The 1,907-nt window shown below is 67.8% G+C and carries 1 protein-coding gene and 1 pseudogene; one reads left to right on the top strand and one right to left on the bottom strand.

Annotated features, from left to right (window positions below):
- Window positions 1–309 (bottom strand): annotated as a pseudogene (locus JCM19049_RS12915) (purine-nucleoside phosphorylase); the annotation flags it as partial.
- A gap of 93 nt (window positions 310–402) precedes the next feature.
- On the opposite strand from JCM19049_RS12915, the gene JCM19049_RS12910 reads away from it, so the two are divergent.
- A complete protein-coding gene (locus JCM19049_RS12910) occupies window positions 403–1,815 on the top strand; it encodes an NAD(P)H-quinone dehydrogenase (RefSeq protein ID WP_054821787.1) in 1,413 nt (470 codons plus the stop codon).
- Window positions 1,816–1,907: the final 92 nt, after the last annotated feature.

The following is a 1,907-nucleotide window of genomic DNA, read 5'->3' as shown; positions in this document are numbered from 1 at the left end:
CACCGCGCGCACCCCGCGCCCCCTCATAGAAGTGGGAGCGCGCCCCCAGCACCAGCACCCGCTTGCCGTCCCGGGTGAGGATCGAGGAAATGTGGCCCTTGTGCCGGGCACCGCCGGGGCGTGGAAACCGGGAATGGTGGCCGCGTCCAGGGTGTGGGTGGTCTCGCCGATCAGTTCGGCGGCCTGGCCCCACCCGGAGCCGAGAACCACGGCCAAATCGTGCTTGGCAATGCCGGTGGCCTCGGCGATCGCCCCGGCCGCTTCCTGGGCCAGGGTGCTGGGATCAATATCAAAAGTAGTCACGGCAATACGCTACCGCCCGGTATGCGTTTTTGTCAGTTGAACCCCGTCCGCGCGGGCGCGCACCGGGCGAATGTGCACGTGCTGGCCCAATAAGAGACAATGGGGTGCGTGAGCACAGAACGCAGGAATGAAGCAACCAGACTAGTAATCATCGGCGGCGGGCCGGGCGGCTACGAGGCGGCCATCGGCGCGGCCCAACTGGGCGCCAACGTAACCATCGTGGAACGTGCCGGCATGGGCGGTTCGGCGGTGCTGACCGACGTGGTGCCCTCCAAGACCCTGATCGCCACCGCTGACGTGGTGCGCCGGGCCAAGCACTCCTCCAGCTTCGGGGTGAAGATCGAGGGGCTGGACGACGCCGAAACCGACTTCGCGGTGGTCAACCACCGGCTGCTGGACCTGGCCAAGGAGCAGTCCGCGGACATCCGCAACGGCCTGGAGCGGGCCGGGGTGCGCATCCTGATCGGGGAGGGGCGTCTGCTGGACGCCCACACCGTGGAGGTCACCGGCACCGACGGCAGCATCCAGAAGCTGGACGCCGACGCGGTGCTGCTGGCCACCGGCGCCCACCCGCGCGAACTGCCCACCGCCAAGCCCGATGGTGAGCGGATCTTCAACTGGACCCAGATCTATAACATGAATGACGTACCCGAGCACCTGATCGTCATCGGTTCGGGCGTCACCGGCGCCGAGTTCGCCAGCGCCTACAACCTGCTGGGCGCCAAAGTCACCCTGGTGTCCTCCCGCGACCGGGTCCTGCCCGGTGAGGACGCCGACGCCGCCGGGGTGCTGGAGGACGTGTTCAAGCGCAACGGCCTGAACGTGGTCTCCCAGGCCCGTGCCGAAGCCGTCACCCGCCAGGGCGACAAAGTGCTGGTCACCCTCGCCGACGGGCGCGTGCTGGAAGGCAGCCACTGCCTGGTCGCCGTGGGCTCGATCCCGAACACCAAGGGCCTGGGCCTGGAGGAGGCCGGGGTGCAGCTGACCGATTCGGGGCACATCCGGGTCGACGGGGTTTCGCGCACCACCGCCAACAACGTGTACGCGGCCGGGGACTGCACCGGGGTGTTCAACCTGGCCTCGGTTTCGGCCATGCAGGGACGCATCGCCGTGGCCCACCTGCTGGGCGACTCGGTCAAGCCGATCAACCTGGACCTGGTCTCCTCGAACATCTTCACCTCCCCGGAAATCGCTACCGTTGGTGTCTCCCAGCGCGCCGTGGCCGAGGGCAAGTACCAGGCGAACATCGTCAAGGTTGACCTGGCCACCAACGCCCGAGCCAAGATGATGAACATGGAGGAGGGGTTCGTCAAGATCGTCTCCCGCAAGGGCTCTGGCACCGTGATCGGCGGCGTGGTGGTTGCCCCGCGCGCCAGTGAACTGATCTACTCGCTGGCCCTGGCCGTGCAGAACAACCTACACGTGGATGACGTGGCCGAGACCTTCACCGTCTACCCGTCACTGGCCGGGTCGCTGGCCGAGGCGGCCCGCCGCCTGCACCGGCACATGTAACCCTCAATTCTGTGTTCGCCCCGTGGCGGGCTGGCGTTGCCCCGGTTGGGCCGCCAGCCGCCACGGATCGTTAACCGAAGCCCCGTGCCGCG

The organism is Arthrobacter sp. JCM 19049 (assembly GCF_001310435.1).
This window is presented reverse-complemented; position numbering and strand designations above follow the sequence as displayed.

Bases quoted from the DNA above. Each gene is read 5' to 3' on its own strand.
- JCM19049_RS12910 (WP_054821787.1), top strand. From the start codon at position 403: ATGGGGTGCGTGAGCACAGAACGCAGGAATGAAGCAACCAGACTAGTA.